The organism is Cytobacillus sp. FSL K6-0265 (assembly GCF_038003465.1).
In the GTDB taxonomy this organism is placed as follows: Bacteria; Bacillota; Bacilli; order Bacillales; family Cytobacillaceae; genus Cytobacillus; species Cytobacillus stercorigallinarum.
In genome coordinates, this window is sequence record NZ_JBBOPE010000001.1 from 3,236,796 (window position 1) to 3,256,350 (window position 19,555).

General features: G+C 36.6%; 16 protein-coding genes and 1 riboswitch. Of the genes, 1 reads left to right on the forward strand and 15 read right to left on the reverse strand.

Annotation, left to right across the window (positions count from 1 at the left end; all coding sequences use genetic code 11):
• Positions 1-172: 172 nt before the first annotated feature.
• The 3 genes from sdhB to MHH73_RS16360 form a co-directional block, all read right to left on the reverse strand.
• Entirely contained in the window at positions 173-946 is a 774-nt protein-coding gene (gene sdhB, locus MHH73_RS16350; RefSeq protein ID WP_191810118.1) for a succinate dehydrogenase iron-sulfur subunit, read from the reverse strand.
• 31 nt (positions 947-977) lie between these two features.
• Complete coding sequence (sdhA, locus tag MHH73_RS16355) at positions 978-2,729, reverse strand: succinate dehydrogenase flavoprotein subunit (RefSeq protein WP_191810116.1); 1,752 nt, start codon at positions 2,727-2,729, stop codon at positions 978-980.
• Between the two features lie 69 nt (positions 2,730-2,798).
• The gene (locus tag MHH73_RS16360; RefSeq protein WP_191810113.1) at positions 2,799-3,407 is read right to left on the reverse strand and encodes a succinate dehydrogenase cytochrome b558 subunit; all 609 of its coding nucleotides are present in this window, start codon (positions 3,405-3,407) and stop codon (positions 2,799-2,801) included.
• A 448-nt stretch (positions 3,408-3,855) separates the two neighbouring features.
• On the opposite strand from MHH73_RS16360, the gene MHH73_RS16365 reads away from it, so the two are divergent.
• Positions 3,856-4,332, forward strand: a complete 477-nt coding sequence (locus tag MHH73_RS16365) for a YslB family protein (RefSeq protein WP_404826062.1) — start codon at positions 3,856-3,858, stop codon at positions 4,330-4,332.
• 82 nt (positions 4,333-4,414) lie between these two features.
• Here the strand turns inward: MHH73_RS16365 and MHH73_RS16370 are convergent, their stop codons facing one another.
• The 12 genes from MHH73_RS16370 to MHH73_RS16425 form a co-directional block, all read right to left on the reverse strand.
• Entirely contained in the window at positions 4,415-5,644 is a 1,230-nt protein-coding gene (locus MHH73_RS16370) for an aspartate kinase (protein WP_191810111.1), read from the reverse strand.
• A gap of 154 nt (positions 5,645-5,798) precedes the next feature.
• A riboswitch (Lysine riboswitch) is annotated at positions 5,799-5,978 on the reverse strand.
• A gap of 69 nt (positions 5,979-6,047) precedes the next feature.
• Entirely contained in the window at positions 6,048-7,820 is a 1,773-nt protein-coding gene (gene uvrC / locus MHH73_RS16375) for an excinuclease ABC subunit UvrC (RefSeq protein WP_341068148.1), read from the reverse strand.
• A 141-nt stretch (positions 7,821-7,961) separates the two neighbouring features.
• The gene (gene trxA, locus MHH73_RS16380; RefSeq protein ID WP_191810107.1) at positions 7,962-8,279 is read right to left on the reverse strand and encodes a thioredoxin; all 318 of its coding nucleotides are present in this window, start codon (positions 8,277-8,279) and stop codon (positions 7,962-7,964) included.
• A gap of 231 nt (positions 8,280-8,510) precedes the next feature.
• Positions 8,511-9,488 carry an electron transfer flavoprotein subunit alpha/FixB family protein gene (locus tag MHH73_RS16385; RefSeq protein ID WP_191810105.1) on the reverse strand — a complete coding sequence of 326 codons (978 nt, stop codon included), beginning with the start codon at positions 9,486-9,488 and terminating at the stop codon, positions 8,511-8,513.
• Between the two features lie 39 nt (positions 9,489-9,527).
• The gene (locus tag MHH73_RS16390; RefSeq protein WP_341068151.1) at positions 9,528-10,301 is read right to left on the reverse strand and encodes an electron transfer flavoprotein subunit beta/FixA family protein; all 774 of its coding nucleotides are present in this window, start codon (positions 10,299-10,301) and stop codon (positions 9,528-9,530) included.
• A gap of 214 nt (positions 10,302-10,515) precedes the next feature.
• Complete coding sequence (locus tag MHH73_RS16395; protein WP_191810101.1) at positions 10,516-11,289, reverse strand: enoyl-CoA hydratase; 774 nt, start codon at positions 11,287-11,289, stop codon at positions 10,516-10,518.
• A gap of 21 nt (positions 11,290-11,310) precedes the next feature.
• On the reverse strand, positions 11,311-11,898 hold the full coding sequence (locus MHH73_RS16400) for a TetR/AcrR family transcriptional regulator (RefSeq protein WP_191810099.1): 588 nt from the start codon (positions 11,896-11,898) through the stop codon (positions 11,311-11,313).
• A 235-nt stretch (positions 11,899-12,133) separates the two neighbouring features.
• The gene (locus MHH73_RS16405) at positions 12,134-13,840 is read right to left on the reverse strand and encodes an AMP-binding protein (protein WP_191810096.1); all 1,707 of its coding nucleotides are present in this window, start codon (positions 13,838-13,840) and stop codon (positions 12,134-12,136) included.
• 399 nt (positions 13,841-14,239) lie between these two features.
• Positions 14,240-14,647, reverse strand: coding sequence for a DUF350 domain-containing protein (locus tag MHH73_RS16410; protein WP_191810095.1), 408 nt, complete (start codon positions 14,645-14,647; stop codon positions 14,240-14,242).
• 76 nt (positions 14,648-14,723) lie between these two features.
• Positions 14,724-17,081, reverse strand: a complete 2,358-nt coding sequence (locus MHH73_RS16415) for an endonuclease MutS2 (protein WP_191810093.1) — start codon at positions 17,079-17,081, stop codon at positions 14,724-14,726.
• Between the two features lie 39 nt (positions 17,082-17,120).
• Complete coding sequence (polX, locus tag MHH73_RS16420) at positions 17,121-18,839, reverse strand: DNA polymerase/3'-5' exonuclease PolX (RefSeq protein ID WP_341068157.1); 1,719 nt, start codon at positions 18,837-18,839, stop codon at positions 17,121-17,123.
• 173 nt (positions 18,840-19,012) lie between these two features.
• Positions 19,013-19,552: a CvpA family protein gene (locus MHH73_RS16425; RefSeq protein WP_191810089.1), complete on the reverse strand. Its 540-nt coding sequence runs from the start codon at positions 19,550-19,552 to the stop codon at positions 19,013-19,015.
• Positions 19,553-19,555: the final 3 nt, after the last annotated feature.

Genomic DNA, 19,555 nt, shown 5'->3' on the forward strand with positions numbered 1-19,555 from the left:
TACTTTTTTTATTAATCAAATAATAGGTATTATGTTTTATTATTATGAATTTTCAGTACAAAAGACTCAATTTGATTAATAACATTGCTTTTTAAATGAAGATACATACGTTTAACTTTAATTGAATAAAAAAAACACTGAGGCTATAAGCCTCAGTGTTCTATAAAAACTATTACACACGGTCACTTCCAAAGAAATTTTTGAAAGATTGTAATGTTGTATCACGGTTAAGCGCGGCAATTGATGTTGTTAAAGGAATACCTTTAGGGCAAGATTGCACACAGTTTTGTGAGTTACCACAGTTAGCAAGGCCACCGTCACCCATAATTTCCTCTAAACGATCTGCCTTATTCATTTCACCAGTTGGATGAGAGTTGAATAAACGCACTTGAGAAAGTGGTGCTGGTCCGATAAAATCAGATTTACTGTTTACATTTGGACATGCTTCTAAACAAACACCACAAGTCATACATTTTGATAATTCATAAGCCCATTGACGTTTTTTCTCTGGCATACGCGGTCCTGGACCTAAATCATATGTGCCATCAATCGGAATCCATGCTTTTACTTTTTTCAATGAATCAAACATGCGACTACGATCAACTTGTAAGTCACGTACAACCGGGAATGTTTTCATAGGTGCTAAACGGATTGGTTGTTCTAATTGGTCAATCAAGGCTGTACAAGATTGACGCGGCTTGCCGTTAATAACCATAGAACAAGCTCCACAAACTTCTTCCAAACAGTTCATGTCCCAAGTAATTGGTGTTGTATGCTCCCCTTTTGTATTTACCGGGTTTCTTCGAATTTCCATTAGAGCAGAAATAACATTCATATTTGGACGATAATCAAGTTCAAATTCTTCTACATAAGGATTTGAATCAGGACTATCTTGTCTTGTAATTTGAAATAATACTGTTTTAGACTTTACTGCTGCTTCTGACACGATTAATTACTCCCCTTTCATCGAGTTTTTCTTAATGTTTCTTTGTATAGTCACGTTTACGTGGCTTAATCAAGCTGATATCCACTTCTTCGTAATGGAATTGTGGCGCTGATTTGCCATCAACGAATTTAGCCATAGTTGTTTTTAAGAATTCATCATCATTTCGCTCAGGGAATTCTGGTTTGTAATGAGCACCGCGGCTTTCGTTACGGTTATATGCACCAATTGTAATGACACGAGCTAATTGAAGCATATTTTGTAATTGACGAGTAAACGCTGCCCCTTGGTTACTCCATTTTGCTGTATCGTTAATGTTGATATTTTCATATCTCTCTAACAATTCAACAATCTTAGCATCTGTTTTTAACAAACGATCATTATGACGAACAACTGTTACATTATCAGTCATCCATTCACCAAGTTCTTTGTGCAGGATATATGCATTTTCTGTTCCATCAAGAGACATGATTTTATTCCATTTCTCTTGTTCTTGTTGAACTGCACCTTCAAATAATGAAGAAGATAAATCTTCACTTGATTTTTCTAATCCTTCAATATATTCAAGTGCTTTTGGTCCAGCGACCATACCACCATAAATAGCAGAAAGTAATGAGTTAGCTCCAAGACGGTTACCGCCATGTTGAGAATAATCACACTCACCTGCAGCAAACAATCCAGGGATATTTGTCATTTGATCATAATCTACCCATAATCCACCCATTGAATAGTGAACAGCTGGGAAGATTTTCATTGGTACTTTACGAGGGTCATCACCTTGGAATTTCTCGTAAATTTCAATAATACCACCCAATTTAATATCTAATTCTTTCGGATCTTTATGTGAAAGATCAAGGTAAACCATGTTTTCACCATTGATACCTAGTTTTTGGTTTACACAAACATCAAAGATTTCACGTGTAGCAATATCACGAGGAACCAAGTTACCGTAAGCTGGATATTTTTCCTCTAAGAAATACCATGGTTTCCCATCTTTATATGTCCATACACGACCACCTTCACCACGTGCAGATTCACTCATTAGACGTAGTTTGTCATCCCCTGGTATCGCAGTTGGATGGATTTGAATGAACTCACCATTTGCATAGTAAGCACCTTGTTGATACACGATTGATGCGGCAGAACCTGTGTTAATAATAGAGTTAGTAGATTTACCAAAGATAATTCCTGGTCCACCAGAAGCCATAATGACAGCATCTGCTGAGAATGATTGGATCTCCATTGTTTGTAGGTTTTGTGCCACTACCCCGCGACAAACACCGTCATCATCAATGACAGTCCCTAAGAACTCCCAACCTTCATATTTTGTTACTAACCCTGCTACTTCGTGACGACGCACTTGCTCATCCAATGCATAAAGCAATTGTTGACCTGTTGTCGCACCAGCGAAGGCAGTACGGTGATGCTGTGTTCCGCCAAAGCGTCTAAAATCTAATAATCCTTCAGGTGTACGGTTGAACATAACACCCATACGGTCGAATAAATGTATAATGCCAGGTGCTGCTTCTGCCATCGCCTTAACTGGAGGTTGGTTGGCTAAGAAGTCACCACCATAAATTGTATCATCAAAGTGAATCCAAGGAGAATCCCCTTCACCTTTTGTATTTACCGCTCCGTTAATACCACCTTGGGCACAAACAGAGTGAGAACGTTTAACCGGCACTAAAGAAAATAATTCTACTTGTCCGCCAGCTTCAGCAATTTTAACAGTTGCCATCAATCCGGCTAATCCGCCACCGACAACAATAACCTTTCCTTTACCCATATCTGACTCACTCCCTTAATACTAATACCTCTAAAAACCGAACAAATTATAGAAAAATGTATGTATTCATTATACAAAAGCAAAAATAGCACGAATACCTACAATTGATAATGCGACAAAAATGACTAAAGTTACATAAGTTGAAATCAATTGTGATCTAGGAGATACTGTAATTCCCCAGCTTACCATGAATGACCATAAACCATTTGCAAAGTGGAAAATTGCAGATAATACACCAACGATGTAAAATACTAACATGAATGGGCTAGACAAAATATCAGCCATCATATCATAATTTACTTCAGCACCGAACATTGCTGCAATACGTGTTTCCCAAACATGCCATACGATGAAAATCAATGTAATTACACCGGTTACACGTTGAACAAAGAACATCCAGTTTCGGAAAAATCCGAATCTTGAAGTATTATTTTTTGCTGTAAATGCAATGTAAAGTCCGTAAATTGCATGATATAACAAAGGTAAGAAAATAATAAATATTTCTAGGAAATATCTAAAAGGAAGACTTTCCATGAAATGTGATGCGTTATTAAATGCCTCTTCTCCCCTAGTTGCAAAATGGTTCACTACTAAGTGTTGGATTAGAAAGACCCCAACAGGTATAACTCCAAGTAATGAATGCAATCTGCGATTAAAAAACTCTCGATTACCCGCCATAAGTTTACCCCCTTGAATTTGTAGCATGACACGCTGAATATGTACATAACAAATCCTTCGCATCACTAAGAAAATGCAAATCATTTTCAAAACATTTATATGACATGTCCATTTTACTCCCATAGCCCATAAGCGTCAAGAAAACGGATACAGATTTTGTCGATATTACGAAAATTTTTTCTATTCTACTTTCACCCAAAAAACCATTGATATAGTTTTTTCTAACTCTATTTTGCGGTATATTAAAATAGCTTAGAATGCGCAAAAATATTCATTTATTACGCATAAACATACATTTTTATCAGGGTATTATTAGTGTTAAGATTATTCCCATAATTTACACTAGCTTTACAAACTAAAAATTTTTCCCTTTTTACTGTACGTATTCGTTTTTTCCAAGTAAATTGTATATATTAGACTTTAAGAAAGAGGGGAGATTTAGCATAATATGCCATCTCAAGAAGCCCAAATAGAAGAAACCGAAAACATGACAGAACCAATCGAACCAAACAAAGAAGTGATTCCAGCCTTTGGTTATGAATTAATTAGAGAAGAACTTTTACATGATTTGCTAGGAAAAGACGCACCAGATATTTTATACTGGGCAGGCAAGAGACTAGCCCGTAAATATCCTCTTGAAACAGAAGAAGACTTATTCAGCTTCTTTATCGAGGCTGGCTGGGGAAACTTGACGAAAAACCTCGAAAACAAAAAAGAAATCCAATACGAGTTGACAAGCGAACTCATTCAAAAACGTTGTAAGGAAAAGGCCCATGCCACATTCCAGTTAGAAGCTGGTTTTATTGCTCAACAAATCGAACAGAAAAAAGAAGTGATTTGTGAAACTTTCGAGCACCCACGTAAAAAAGGGGGGAAGGTTCTCTTCACAGTCAAATGGGATAAAAAGGACAATATCCATACCTAATAAATAGGTAAACAGTAAACAAAAAAATCCAAACTTCATTCTATTAAGGCATTGGAATGTTGTTTGGATTTTCCTGTCTTATTTAATTTTTTACTAAATCCCCGGCTAAATCAAACGTTTGATGCAAAGCTTGAGCAGCATTTAACATATGCGCTTGGTCTATCACAGCCGAGACTTTTATTTCCGATGTACTGACCATTTTTACAACGATGTTATTAGCAGCTAATACATTAAACATCTCAGCTGCTACCCCTGGGTTTGAGATCATTCCTGAACCAACAATCGAGATTTTCGCCAATTGTGATTCCCATTCAATCTGATCATAACTTAATGCTTCTCGATTTTTTTCTAGTATTTTAACAGTCTCTGTAAGATCTTGGTTTTTAATGGAAAAAGATAAGCTTGATGATTTATCATCTGTGATACTTTGGATAATAATATCGACATTTATATGTTCTTTCGCTAAGAGTGAAAAGATGGATGAAAGGCTTATTAAAGGGTCTTTAATCCCTAATACAGATACCCTTGTAATATCATCTTCAAAAGCAACCCCTCTAACAACTAAGTTCTCTTCCATTTCCGCAACCTCCTCAATTATTGTTCCTTCTTCTCTTTCCATACTAGAGCGCACTTCAAGCTTTACATTATAATTCTTTGCAAACTCAACTGCTCTAGGATGCAGAACGCCTGCACCAAGATTAGCTAATTCAAGCATTTCATCGTACGAGATAGATGGAAGCTTTCTTGCATTTTTTACATAACGAGGATCCGTTGTGAACACACCTGTTACATCGGTGTAAATATCACATTTATCCGCTTTTAATACTGCTGCAAGAGCCACTGCTGTTGTATCGGAACCACCTCGACCTAATGTGGTGATTTGGCCAGTCTCACTTAAACCTTGAAAACCCGCTACGATAACAATTCTCCCTTTTTTTAACTCTTGTGAAACAGGTTTTGTGTCAATATCAGTGATTCTGGCGTCGCCATGTACTGATTCCGTTTTAATCCCTGCTTGCCAGCCCGTAAAGGAAGTTGCCTCATACCCTTTTGCATTTAAAGCAATTGTTAATAAAGAGATCGTTACTTGTTCACCTGTAGATAACAACATATCCATTTCTCTCTTACTTGGAGCGGTTGATAATTCTTTTGCCATGCCAACTAATTGATCAGTCGTTTTGCCCATGGCCGACACAACAACAACGATATCATTACCATTATTTTTTTCTGCAATGACACGGTTGGCTACATTTTGAATATGATCAACCGAGCCTACGGAGGTTCCACCAAATTTTTGTACAATTAAGCCCACTTTTCTCCCCTACTTTCAAATCATTCGTTTCTATTTCCTGCCGCCTGTATGTACAACCAACACATTTCTACCCATATTCGGCATAAAAAAAAGCAATGAGATAAAACCCATCCCATTGCTGTGTAGTTAAACGTATGAACAATCTACGTACACACAGTGAGATAGCCCTCCAAGACAGATAGTCTTGACAATCCTGCATTTATTCAATGCAGAACCAGCGAAGAAAATATTGAGTCTTTCTTCACTTCGGCGAACATTCCCTTTCAAAGTCCTTCAACGAAGCTCAATCTTCTAAGGAACTTTTACTAATGAAGCTCGCACCTCTACCTTCACTTTCAAGTTAAAAAGTGATTTGATATAAAGTTAAAAACACTATACCATATTTGTTTTTTTCAGACAATAACTATTCATGCAACTTCTCATAAAGATCTTGTGCTACTTTTAGTGGTAAGCCAGATTCCCTAAGGTCTTCTACACTAGCTGATTTCATTTTTTTTACAGAACCAAATTCTTTTAATAACTGCTTTTTTCTTTTTTCTCCGATACCATCTATTTCATCAAGAAGTGATTGAAAAGCGCTCTTTCCACGTACTTGTCTATGAAATGTAATGGCAAATCGATGGACTTCATCTTGAATTCGTTGCAGTAAATAAAATTCCTGACTATTTCGAGCAAGAGGGATTATTGTTAATGGATTTCCGTAAAGTAGTTGAGATGTTTTATGCTTATCATCTTTGACTAATCCTGCTAAAGGAATATCTAAACCCAGTTCATTCTCAAGCACATCTCGCACGACTTCAACATGCCCTTTGCCACCATCAATGATGATTAAATCTGGTAGAGGTAGCCCTTCTTTTAAAACCCGACTATATCTCCGTCTCGTCACTTCCCTCATTGATTCATAATCATCTGGCCCTTTAACTGACTTAATCTTATATTTCCGATACTCCCTTTTTGCCGGCTTACCATCGATAAAGACAATCATAGCTGATACAGCATCGGTACCTTGAATATTGGAATTATCAAAAGCTTCAATGCGATAGGGTGTGTAAATCCCTAGCTCCTCACCTAAGCTTTCAATTGCATTCACCGTTCTTTCCTCATCACGTTCAATTAGCGAGAATTTTTCTTTTAAAGCAATCTTTGCATTTTTATAGGCAAGTTTTACTAGTTCTTTTTTCTGTCCTCTTTGAGGAATAAATATTTTCACATCTAAAAGCTGCTCAGCCATCGTCACATCAACAGAGTCTGGCAAATATATTTCTTTTGGTTTAAAATGATTAGCCTGTTCATAAAAACGTCCGAGATAGGTGAGCATCTCTTCTTCCGGCTCATTATAGATTGGGAACATAGATACATCTCTTTCAATGAGTTTCCCTTGCCTTATAAAAAACACTTGGACACACATCCAACCCTTATCAACCGCATAAGCAAACACATCGCGGTCAGTAAAATCCGTCATCGTAATCTTTTGTTTTTCCATCGTTGTTTCAATATGAATCATTTTATCTCTGAAGTCTTTTGCTTTTTCAAACTCTAGCGCGGCAGACGCTTCCTCCATTTTCGTTGAGAGTTCTTTTTTGATCTCTTTATAACCACCATTTAAGAAGCGAGTAATTTCATCTGTCATCTGTTTGTATGTTTCTGACTTTACTTCATTCACACATGGAGCTAGACATTGGCCGATATGGTAGTACAAACAAACTCTATCTGGTAAGGTGTTACATTTCCTTAAAGGATAAAGGCGATCTAATAATCTTTTTGTTTCATTGGCCGCCTGCACATTTGGGTACGGTCCAAAATATTTACCTTTGTCTTTTTTTACTTTTCTCGTGGTAATTAGTCTCGGATGTCTTTCATTTGTTAATTTAATAAAAGGATAACTTTTATCATCCTTTAACATAACATTATATTTGGGGTCATGCTTTTTAATTAAATTTAACTCTAATAATAATGCTTCCATATCGGAAGAGGTTACAATATATTCAAAATCATCAATTTCATTTACAAGCCTTAATGTTTTTCCATCATGTGAACCGGTAAAATAGGACTTAACCCGATTACGAAGCACTTTCGCCTTACCGACATAAATAATTGTCCCTTGGCGATCTTTCATTAAATAACAACCTGGTTGAGCAGGTAATAAAGATAATTTATTTTTTATATGATCATTCATAATGAGCTGTCACATCCATACCTAAAAAGAATATCATTGCAGGAGGAAATCATACCCTTCTTACTGATTTTGCCATAATCGTACTGTAAAAAACCCCGATCTTCTTAAAGTAGAAGCCGGGGTTTGTTTTTATGGTACTTCTTATGCACCATGTTTTTGAAGCAATTCAACTAATGCTTCTTTTGGTTGGAAACCAACCACTTTATCTACTTCTTTACCATCTTTAAATACGATAAGAGTTGGGATGCTCATAACACCAAATTTACCAGCAGTTTCTTGGTTATCGTCAACATCAAGTTTAACGATTTTCACTTTATCTCCCATTTCTCCATCGATTTCCTCAAGAACTGGTCCAATCATTTTACAAGGTCCGCACCATGGTGCCCAGAAGTCTGCAAGGACTAGACCTGAACCAGTTTCAGCAGTAAAGTTTTGATCTGTTGCATGTGTGATAGCCATAATATTTATATTCCTCCTAATAAATAACTAAAAAATCTTATCGAAAGTATATCATCGATTAATAATGGATGCTATTATTTTGCTCGTATAGATTACCCATTTTTTTATTGTATCATACTGAACCTTTAAAAGGGATCCAATGTCTATTTTATTCATCATTCATCTTTTTGCCAACATAATAAAGAAGCGAGTAGTACAAGTCTACCCGCTCATATCAGATATAAACGAAAATTATGCATTTACAAGTAATTCTTTAAACTCTTTCGTTAGTAGTGGAAGGACTTCAAATAAGTCACCCACAATACCATAATCCGCTACTTTAAAAATATTCGCTTCAGGATCTTTGTTGATGGCAACAATAATCTTTGAATTGGACATGCCAGCTAAATGTTGAATTGCACCAGATATACCGCAGGCAATATAAAGATCCGGCGTAACCACTTTACCTGTTTGACCGATTTGAAGTGAGTAATCACAGTAGTCTGCATCGCATGCACCACGTGAAGCTCCCACAGCACCACCAAGGACATCTGCTAATTCTTTCAACGGCTCGAAACCTTCTTCACTTTTCACACCGCGTCCACCAGCAACAATGACTTTCGCTTCAGAAAGGTCTACACCTTCTGTTGCTTTTCGTACAACTTCCTTAATGACTTGACGCAAGTTTTTAATTTCTACAGATAAAGATGAAACATCTCCAGTTCTACTTTCATCTTTTTCAAGTGGTGCGATATTATTAGGACGAATCGTAGCAAAAAGAAGTCCATCTGTTACAATTTTCTTTTCAAATGCTTTTCCAGAGTAAATCGGACGGGTAAAGACTAAATTACCACCCTCAACTTCTAGATCTGTTACATCAGAGATGAGACCGGATTCTAGCTTTGCCGCAATCCTCGGTGCAAGATCCTTACCTTGGGCAGTATGTCCGAAAATAATTCCTTCAGGATCTTCTTGATCAATAACGGCAAGTAAGGCTTGGGAATAACCGTCAGATGTATATTGTTTTAACTGTTCATCCTCTACTGTAACCACACGGTCAGCTCCATATTGAATGAATTCAGCTCCTAAAGCGCTTACAGAATCACCAAATAATACACCTACTACCTCTCCACCTTCAGCAGATGTTTTTGCTGCAGCAACTGCTTCAAAAGAAACATTACGCAATGAACCTTCTCTTACTTCACCTAGTACTAAAACTTTTCTAGCCATTATTATACCCCCAACGTTTTTATTCTTTTATGCTCGTTATTAGACAACTTTTGCTTCGTTATGAAGTAGACCGACTAATTCTTTTACTTGATCTTCTAATTCACCTTCAAGCACTTTTCCGGCTTCTTTTTTCGGTGGTAGGGAAATTTCGATTGTTTTTGTTTTCGCTTCTACATCATCTTCGTCTAAATCAAGATCGTCTAATTCAATTTCGTCTAAAGGTTTTTTCTTTGCTTTCATAATTCCTGGTAAAGAAGGGTAGCGCGGTTCATTTAAACCTTGTTGTGCAGTGACAAGCAATGGTAAAGAAGTCTCGATTACTTCAGAATCACCTTCTACATCACGAACAACTGTAGCTGTTGTACCTTCAATATCTAATTTAGTGATGGTTGTGATATAAGGAATAGCTAATAATTCCGCGACACGAGGGCCAACTTGACCTGATCCACCATCGATTGCTACATTCCCACCAATAATTAAATCAACCTCTTTATCTTTAAGGAATTCAGCTAAAATTTTTGATGTCGTAAACTGATCTCCTTCTTCGACGCCATCTTCTGTATTGATCAGTACTGCTTTATCAGCACCCATCGCTAATGCTGTACGAAGTTGTTTCTCCGCTTCTTCTGTCCCAACAGAAACAACCGTTACTTCACCACCATGTGCATCACGAACTTGGATTGCTTCCTCAATTGCATATTCATCGTAAGGGTTGATGATGAATTCTGCTCCATCTTCATTAATTTTGCCGCTTGAGATTGTGATCTTTTCTTCTGTATCAAATGTTCTTTTCATTAGTACATAGATGTTCATGGTTTCGCCTCCTAATTTTACAAACATTCCATTGCTTCATAAGATTTTGACAAATAAAACTAAATTGTTGACTGAGCGTATGCTCAGTCTTACAATAACCTATTCCCAAAAAAACTTTTCAAATCGATTATTTTTTTAAACAATTTGAATTATTAAATCTATTATAATAGATTATAAACCAAATTGGTAATGAAAAACGTTTATATTTAAAAAATTATTTTCCTGAGAAAACTGGATTTCGCTTTTCAACAAAAGCAGAAATACCTTCCTTCGCATCTTCACTTACGAAAACTTGACCAAAAAGCTCTGCTTCTTTTTTCACTCCATCATAATAGCGGTTGGATTTACTATAATTCAGTAATTCTAATGCTGCACCGACAGATACTGGGCTCTTTTTGGCGATTTTTTGTGCCATTGCGTAGGCATTTTCTAACAGTTCCTCTTCAGGGTAAGCATGATTGGCCAGACCGAGTTGTACAGCTTCTAGCCCAGTTATTGGATCACTCGTTAAAATCATTTCAGCTGCTTTTGCCGTTCCTACATATCGAGGTAAACGTTGTGTACCAGCAAATCCAGGAATTAATCCGAGCTGCAATTCTGGTAGTCCCATTTTTGTATTTTCTGCAACTAAGCGAATATGACAACTCATTGCAAGTTCCAAACCTCCACCTAAAGCTGCACCATGAATGGCTGCAATAATAGGTTTCTTGAAGGTTTCAATTCTCTCAAAGAGCCCTTGTCCATTTTCTGCTAATTGCGAAAAACCTTCATCATTCTGGATAGAAGTAAACTCTTTAATATCTGCTCCAGCAGAGAAAAAGCGGCCTTCACCATGAATGAGAATCGCCCTAATATCTTGATTTGGCTCGATCTGATCCAGTACTTCGCTTAATTCTTCAATCAACCCAGATGATAGTGCATTGGCAGGAGGGCGACTAATGGTAATTGTTGCAATTTCATTATCAATCTTCCAATTTAAGTATTCCACTTTTTCTTACCTCCATTATTTTTAATTACTGCTTTTGCAACCACTAATTAAAAGACGATGAACTTCAGGTGCTAACGCAGTTAAATCATATTTTTGATCATTCATCACCCATGTTGTTGCCGTTTCATCCATTGTCCCAAAGATCATCTGTCTAGCTAATCGGACATCAAGATTACTAGCAAACTCACCCGTTTTTTTCCCTTCGAGTAAGATTGAATCGATTAAGCCTAAATAACCTTTTAAGATTGCATTAATTTTTTGCCGTAAATCGATATTTGATTGTCTTAATTCTAATTGTGTCACGATAGCTAAATGTTTGTCTTGAGATAAAATATGAAAGTGGGTTTCGACCATCATTAATAACTTCTCTGCTGCTCTTACTTTTCCTGCTATTTTCTCCTCAATCATTTCAACAAAGTGACCCATTTTGTTTTCAAAGAGGGAAATTAAGATATCTTCTTTGTTCTTAAAATATAAATAAATCGTCCCATCAGCCACGCCTGCCTGTTTAGCAATCTTTGAAACTTGTGATTGATGGTAGCCATTCTCAGCAATGACTATCACTGCTGCATCAATAATTTGTCTATATTTTGGTTTGTTCTTCTTCAAAATCATTCTCCCCCTATATCACTCTTGCGCCTAACAAAGAGTATACCGGAATGGAGATACTCGTTTCCACCTAATCAACAGAACAACCATTCCGAATGATAAAAAATGAATGAATAGTCATTCATAAAATTATATTATTATCTAATGATTGTTCTGTCAAGAATCTTTGCATAATTATTATGTTTTTAAGTTGGACAAGCTCTAGGATTCAAAAAGAATGAGCCACATGGCCCGATTATTTTATCGCCTCATTTTGCTCTTCAGCAAATTTCTTTTTATCTTCCTCAATTAAAGATCTTCTTAGGATTTTTCCTACTGCTGTTTTAGGTAGTTCTTCACGAAATTCATAAATTCTCGGTACCTTATAAGCAGCCAAATGTTTTCTAGCAAACTGATTTAGTTCATCTTCTGTAATATTGGCACCTTCTTTTTTAACAATATAAGCTTTCACTGTTTCTCCGCGGTAAGGGTGCGGCACGCCAGCTGCTACTACTTCCTGGACACCTTCATGTTCATATAACACTTCTTCTATTTCTCTAGGATATATATTAAATCCACCGGCTATAATCATATCTTTCTTACGGTCAACTACATAAAAATAGCCGTTTTCATCCATATACCCCAAATCTCCTGTTAATAACCAACCGTCTTTTAAAGTTTGTTCGGTATCGTCCGGACGGTTCCAATAGCCTTTCATGACTTGTGGACCTTTCACACAAATCTCACCAATTTCACCAACAGGTAAAAATTCGCCATTTTCAGTAGACATAATTTTTGCATCAGTATCGGGCCAAGGTATACCAATACTACCTTTCACTCTCGGTTCATCCCAAAGGAAATTAGCATGTGTCACAGGTGAAGATTCTGTTAGCCCATATCCTTCTACTAATTTACCGCCAGTGATTTCTTCAAATTTTTGTTGAACTTCAACAGGTAGTGCAGCTGATCCACTAATACAGGAATCGATCGAAGAAAGATCAAATTCTTTAATTTTGGGGTGATTCAATAATCCAATATAAATGGTCGGAGCACCTGGGAAAAGTGTTGGCTTTTGCTTTTCAATCGTCTTCAAGGTCGTTTCAACATCAAACTTTGGAAGCAAAACCATTTTGTTGGCTTCCATAATCGTTAAGATCATAACCGTTGTCATACCATATACATGGAAAAACGGCAGTATACCTAGAATAATCTCTTCGCCTTTTTTCGTTTGATATAGCCATGCTTTACACATCGCAGCATTGGAAACTAAATTTTTGTGGGTAAGCATAACTCCTTTCGGAAATCCAGTCGTCCCACCGGTATATTGTAATAGTGCTAAATCTTCATTAAATTCTATATCATATGTTTGAACTGGTTTTACTTCACCTTTTAATATTTCTGTTAATAAATGATAATTGCCTTCGTGTCTAACATTGACTGATAAGCCATATTGCTTTTTCTGGATAAATGGATACACAATATTTTTTGGAAATGGTAAAAAGTCTTTGATAGCGGTTACAATTACATGTTTCAATTCGGTTTGCGGTAGTATTTTAGTCACTCTCGGAAAAAGTATATCCATTGTGATAATAGCAATCGCTCCTGAATCCTTCATTTGGAATTCAAGTTCTCTTTCCATATAAAGTGGATTTGTTTGGACGACCACTCCCCCTGCGAATAGAACACCATAATAGCTTATGACTGACTGCGGGGTATTAGGTAACATGATAGCCACTCGATCGCCTTTCGTTATTCCGATGCTTTGCAAGTAACCTGCAACTTTTAGCGCAGATTCATAGACATAACGATACGTAAACTCTTTACCCATAAAGTGAATGGCTTTTTTTTCAGGGAACTCATTTGCGGCATTAACTAAAAACTCCTGAACGGGCTGTTCTGGATAATCAAGTGTTGATGGGATTTCATTAGGGTACAGCTTCAGCCACGGTTTTTCTTCAGACATTTACGACCCTCCCCAAATATTATATTTTTAGAACATTTAAAATTGTTCACCTTTTATTATAATATACACTTGTAAGCAAAACAAATGGAAATTAGATAAATCTGTGCCTTATTTACTAAAGGCGCCTCTTTATACAAGTCCATTTATCTTATGCTAAATAGCATAAACCATAGCCACCATGAAGGAGGAAGAACGGTTGTATAGTAAGTAAAAGTTTGGCGGTACTTTTACTGTAAATAAAAAACTAGACAACTATTCGCTGTATGGCGCATACGAATAATTGTCTAGATGTAACGAATAAATCAATACCTTTATATCATAAAGATGATGCCCGCTAAGATAAATAATACGCATAATACAAGTAATATTTTTGCTAATCTCTCCATTCAATTACGCTCCCTAAGATATGCTTGCACCGATAATATAAGAAATTCCGATTGATAATATCATAGATATCAGTCCAACAGCGATATTATTATTTTGTATTTCATCATCTACTTTTATATTCGGACTCATGAATTCAAAAACAAAATAAGCGATTATCAATAAAATAAAACCGAACACGCCCCAACCAATCATGACAAGTAAATGATCATTATGCATAATTGAATGACGAAACACATTGGCTATCCCAAATATCTTACCACCCGTAGCCATTGCCACAGCAACATTTCCTTTTTTAATCTCTTCCCAATTCTTATACTTTGTTACTAGCTCAAATACTGCTAAAAAGACAATCATACATAGAATAACCACACTAAAGTAGGCAGCGGTATGAACAAATTCATTCTCCCAAAACTGATTCATTTTAAGTTCTCCCCACAATTTTTTAATGAATTCTTTTCGCACTTACATGTTTTTCATTCATGTGTAAAGACAATCATTATTTAAATTCTACCACAGTGACACCTGTTCCACCTTCACCAGCTTCACCAAAACGAATAGACTTGACGGAACGGTGATTTCGTAAATACTCTTGTACACCTTGCCTTAGCGCCCCTGTTCCTTTTCCATGAATGATAGACACGCGCGGATAGGCTGCTAGAAGAGCATCATCAATATATTTCTCAACTCTCAAAAGAGCGTTTTCATATCTTTCGCCTCTAAGGTCAAGCTCCAAACTGACATGATAATCTTTTCCTTTTACAGTTGCCATCGGTTTTGTTTCTATCGGCTTAGGTGCTTTAATAAACTCTAAATCTTTTTCTTCCACCTTCATTTTTAAAATGCCGATCTGGACACTCCATTCCTTTTCAGCTAGTTTTTCTAATAGTTGCCCCTTTTGACCGAAACTTAATACCTTTACTTCATCTCCAGGCTGGAATTGATGCGTTTGATTGGCACTTTTTTTCTTTTGCTTCTTCACTATTTCAGGTGCGGCGTCAGATAGACGTTTTCTTGCTTCAATCAGTTCATGCTCTTTTACTTCTGCGTGTTTTTCTATGCGCATTTGTCTAAGTTCGCTAATAATGCTCTCTGCTTCTTCTTTCGCTTTCTCTACAATAGATGCAGCTTCTTCTTTTGCTCTTTGTTCTAACACATCTTTTTCTTCATAATAGGAGACCATTTGTTTTTGCAAATCTTTATGAAGCTTCTCAGCGTTTTTTAATAAGGCATATGCTTCTTCACGTTCTGCCTCCGCTTGCTTTTTACTACTTTCCAATGAGGCAATCATATTTTCTACTTTGTTACTATCAGCACTTATATATTCCTTGGCATTGGTAATGACACGCTCATTTAAACCAAGACGTCCTGAAATTTCAAAAGCATTACTGCGCCCAGGAACGCCAATCAGTAATTTATAAGTAGGACTCAACGTTTCTACATTAAATTCAACACTGGCATTTACAACCCCTTCACGATTGTAACCATAAGCTTTTAACTCAGGATAGTGGGTTGTAGCAATGACTTTAGCCCCTCTGTTATACACTTCATCTAAAATAGAAATGGCTAAAGCTGCCCCTTCTTGCGGGTCTGTTCCTGCACCTAATTCATCAAAAAGGACTAAACTATTACCGTCCACTTTTTCTAAAATATCAACAATATTGACCATATGTGACGAGAAAGTACTTAAACTCTGTTCAATTGATTGTTCATCACCGATATCAGCATAAACAGCAGCAAATACCGCTACTTCCGACCCGTCTAAAGCAGGAATTTGTAACCCTGCCTGTGCCATCAATGTGGATAGACCAACTGTTTTTAATGTGACTGTCTTACCACCAGTATTTGGTCCCGTAATAACGATGGAAGAATAGTCTTCTCCCATCATTATGTCGTTCGCTACGACTTCATTAGCGGGTATCAGTGGGTGACGTGCTTTGAAAAGCTTAATATGACCTTTGTCATTTACAGATGGTTTACTTGCCTTTATGCTCTTTCCATATCTTGCTTTTGTGAACATAAAATCCATCTCACCTAAAACATACACAATGGTCTGAAGCTCATTATTATACTCATTCGTTAATAATGATAGCTGAATAAGAATCTTCTCTATTTCTTGTTGCTCTTTTACTCTTATATTTTGTAATTCATTATTTAGTTGGACAATAGACTGTGGTTCAATAAATAATGTTTGTCCAGAAGAACTTTGATCATGAATAATTCCACCATAATGACCGCGATATTCTTGTTTAACAGGAATAACGAAACGATCATTACGAATAGTAATAATCGCATCAGAAAGCATTTTCTGTGCGCTAGACGAACGAATCATTGATTCTAATTTATCTCGTACCCGACTCTCTCTCGTTCTTAATTGTGTTCTTAATTGGCGTAAATTTTCACTCGCGCTATCAAGGACATCTCCATTTTCGTCAATACTATTTCTAATCGCCGTTTCTAGTTCAGCTAACACAATGATTTTTTCACTATAGTTGAACAAAATTGGTATTTCATTTTCTTCTTCATCAGCAAAATCTTCAATAAAACGCTTCATTTGTCGACTTGCATGAATCGTACTAGCTACTTGCATCAGTTCTTGGGGACTCAACATCGCACCAATCTTTGTTCGTTTTAAGTGAGGAGTAATGTCAAAAATCCCCCCTAAAGGCACACTGCCTCTCATACGTAACACTTGAGCCGCTTCATCCGTTTCGTTTTGCAACTTAAGCACTTCAGAAAAGTCTGTTGATGGTACTAAGTCTTCCGCTTTTTTCCTCCCAAGACTTGAGGACACATAGGTTAAAAGCTGCTCTTTAACTTTATGAAATTCGAGCATTTTCAAAATTCTATCTTGCATGAGGTAATCCCCCTTCATTTCCGTATCTAACCGTTCTCTTTACTTATGATTCTTTAAAAACTGCAATAAATCATCAGCTTCAAATGTATTAAGCACTGTATCTTTTAATAACCATGCTTTCTTTGCAGCGGATACACCCACTTCCATATGATTGAGTGTTTCTATTTTATGAGCATCAGTATTAATGACAATCTTGACATCAGATTCTTGTGCTAATTTTAATGCTTCTGTTGCGAGGTCTAACCGATTTGGATTCGCATTTAATTCAAGTACAGTATTCGTTTCTTTTGCTAGTGCAAATAATTTCTCGATATTGACAGCATATCCATCCCGTCTCCCAATCAATCGACCTGTTGGATGGGCAATAATATCAACATGTGGGTTTCTCATTGCATTTTCTAATCGGTGCATAATCTGCTCTTCTGATTGTGAGAAAGCTGAATGAATAGAAGCAATGACAATATCCATTTCTTTCAGCACATCATCCTCATAATCTAGGGAACCATCCGGTAAAATATCCATTTCTATCCCTGATAAAACTTGAAAATCATCATATTGTTCGTTGATTTGGCGAATGATTTCTCTTTGTTTTAATAACCGCTCTTTTGTTAATCCATTAGCTACTTTTAAATATTGCGAATGATCCGTAATCGCCATATAACGATAGCCTTTTGTGCGACAGGCAGCAATCATCTCTTCGATTGAATTAGCACCGTCACTCCATGTTGTATGCATATGAAGATCGCCCTTGATATCTTCATTTTCGATAAGTGGCGTGTTTGCGGTATATGTTTCAACTTCCTGCCCGTCTTCGCGAATTTCAGGAGGAAACAAAGGTAAATCAAAATGAGCATAAAAATCTTTTTCTGATTGGAATGTTTTGATCGTTCCTTTTTCTATATCTTCAACACCGTACTCACTAATTTTTTCTCCGCGCTCCTTCGCCAATTGACGCATACGCACATTATGGTCTTTTGAACCAGTAAAATGGTGAAGTGTAGAAGCAAATTCTTCAGGTGTTACGATTCGGAAATCAACAGAGACATCATATTTGTATGCCAGCACTACAGATACTTTTGTGTCCCCTGCCGCAATCACTTCTTTAATCTCATCTAATTGTAAAAGTTGTTCTTTCACTGAAGCAGGCATTGTCGTTGAAATAATAAAGTCCAAATCTTTAATCGTCTCTCTCATTCTTCTAATACTACCTGCTCGAGAAAAACGGTCGATGTTATTAAATGATGATAAAAATCCTTCAATTTCCTCAGCAATCGGAAGCATAAAAGCAAGGGGCAGACGGTCTGGTCTTGTGCCCACATTGGCTAATGCTTCGAGAATTTTTTCTTCTGTTTTCTTCCCAAACCCGGCTAAAGCTTGTACTTGATGATTCATACAAGCCGTCTTTAAATCTTCAGCACTCTTAACCCCAAGCTCTTTATACAACTTAGCAATTTTTTTACCACCTAAACCCGGCAATTGCAAAAGTGGAATCAAACCTGCTGGTACTTCTTTCTTTAATTCATCAAGGACACTAGTTGTGCCTTCTTCTACAAACTCTGCGATTACGGTAGAAGTCCCCTTACCGATACCAGGTAAAGTCGTATAATCATCTATTTCATCCAACGTTAAATCACTTGTTTCTAAAGCCGTTGCTGCTTTACGAAAGGCAGCCGTTTTAAAAGGGTTTTCTCCCTTTAACTCCATATAAATAGCAATCGTTTCTAATAAATGAACAACATCCTTTTTATTAATTGTCATAAGTGTATCGCCTCATTTACATTCATATTTTCTTAGTCTTTCCCGTTTTCTTGCTACCTATAAAATCATACAATATTTCAATAGTTCTAGACAGTCTTGACCCTTAATGGTAGCCCCATCCAATAAAAGATTGGCTTCAAATAAAGAAAACTTCTCTTCCTAAGGTAGAGAAGTTAAGAAGCTACATAATCAATCCATAACTCTTTTATCTGCTGGGAAAACACTGGTGTATGCTCAATAATAAGGTTTGCCATAAACGAGCCGTCCAGAGTTGACTGCACACTATCTATTGGCAATAATGCTGCTATGTATAATAAGATAAACATGATAAGATAAACTTCTATAAATCCTATAATACTTCCAGCCCAACTGTTTAATTGTTTTAATATCGGAAAACTTGCGAGAAAATCTAGCATACTGCCGATAATTTGTAATACAATCTTAACTGCAAAGAAAATGATTGCAAATGCAATTGCGCGATAATAAGCTGTCTCTAAGTCTGTGTTTCCTAAGATCGTTTCAAGCTGTGAATTCCCGAAGTTCGGATATGGAATCCATAAGGTTAATTTAGGAGCTAACGGCTCATAATATAGTCTTGCCACAACAAAGGCGACAATAAAGCCTAATAGATGGATAGCTTGAAGAATTAATCCTCTTCGTAGACCTATGAAAAACCCGAAGATTAACATAATAATAATGGCAAGATCAAGCATAAT

Bases quoted from the DNA above. Each gene is read 5' to 3' on its own strand.
- MHH73_RS16410 (WP_191810095.1), bottom strand. From the start codon at position 14,647: ATGAATCAGTTTTGGGAGAATGAATTTGTTCATACCGCTGCCTACTTT.
- MHH73_RS16405 (WP_191810096.1), bottom strand. From the start codon at position 13,840: ATGTCTGAAGAAAAACCGTGGCTGAAGCTGTACCCTAATGAAATCCCA.
- sdhA (WP_191810116.1), bottom strand. From the start codon at position 2,729: ATGGGTAAAGGAAAGGTTATTGTTGTCGGTGGCGGATTAGCCGGATTG.
- trxA (WP_191810107.1), bottom strand. From the start codon at position 8,279: ATGGCTATCACACATGCAACAGATCAAAACTTTACTGCTGAAACTGGT.
- MHH73_RS16415 (WP_191810093.1), bottom strand. From the start codon at position 17,081: ATGCAAGATAGAATTTTGAAAATGCTCGAATTTCATAAAGTTAAAGAG.
- MHH73_RS16365 (WP_404826062.1), top strand. From the start codon at position 3,856: ATGCCATCTCAAGAAGCCCAAATAGAAGAAACCGAAAACATGACAGAA.
- MHH73_RS16360 (WP_191810113.1), bottom strand. From the start codon at position 3,407: ATGGCGGGTAATCGAGAGTTTTTTAATCGCAGATTGCATTCATTACTT.
- MHH73_RS16425 (WP_191810089.1), bottom strand. From the start codon at position 19,552: ATGCTTGATCTTGCCATTATTATTATGTTAATCTTCGGGTTTTTCATA.
- uvrC (WP_341068148.1), bottom strand. From the start codon at position 7,820: ATGAATGATCATATAAAAAATAAATTATCTTTATTACCTGCTCAACCA.
- MHH73_RS16385 (WP_191810105.1), bottom strand. From the start codon at position 9,488: ATGGCTAGAAAAGTTTTAGTACTAGGTGAAGTAAGAGAAGGTTCATTG.
- MHH73_RS16390 (WP_341068151.1), bottom strand. From the start codon at position 10,301: ATGAACATCTATGTACTAATGAAAAGAACATTTGATACAGAAGAAAAG.
- polX (WP_341068157.1), bottom strand. From the start codon at position 18,839: ATGACAATTAATAAAAAGGATGTTGTTCATTTATTAGAAACGATTGCT.